Here is a 578-nt window from a genome sequence, read left to right as displayed (position 1 = left end):
TCCATCGATGCCGATGGGGTGGCGACSTACACRGCTTCCAGCGTGGATGGCGATGTGTTTGTACTGACGTTGCGTCCTGATGGCAGTTACACCTTTGAGCTGAAAGGTCCGATTGACCATGACGCTAACAGCGACAGTGAACGCCTTGATTTCACKGTGGTGGCGACCGACACCGATGGCGACACCGACCGYATTACSCTGCCGGTGACSATTGGYGAYGATAGCCCGAACATTGCATCGGCTGAGGCRTTAATCCTCAATGAGAATGACTTAGCCAGTGGCACCAGCCCAGACGCGACACGCGTGAGCCAAGACGGAGACTTCACCACGCTTGAAGGGGCGGATAAGGTCGTGAGCTACGAGCTTGACCTGACCACCAACCCGATTGATGGCCTGACTTCTCAGGGCAAAGCGGTGACGCTCTCTGAGTCCATCGATGCCGATGGGGTGGCGACGTACACRGCTTCCAGCGTGGATGGCGATGTGTTTGTACTGACGTTGCGTCCTGATGGCAGTTACACCTTTGAGCTGAAAGGTCCGATTGACCATGACGCTAACAGCGACAGTGAACGCCTTGA

1 protein-coding gene is annotated in these 578 nt (G+C 56.2%); it reads left to right on the top strand.

Translation table 11 applies throughout. The annotated features are described in order from the left end of the window. Window positions 1-54: 54 nt before the first annotated feature. On the top strand, window positions 55-578 hold a 524-nt coding region (locus L1D31_RS22465), incomplete at its 3' end, for a DUF5801 repeats-in-toxin domain-containing protein (protein WP_239839148.1).

The organism is Vibrio sp. Isolate23, assembly GCF_022398095.1.
GTDB lineage: Bacteria > Pseudomonadota > Gammaproteobacteria > Enterobacterales > Vibrionaceae > Vibrio > Vibrio coralliilyticus_A.
Note: the sequence above shows the minus strand (reverse complement) of the source record. Positions and strands in the feature narration are given on the sequence as shown.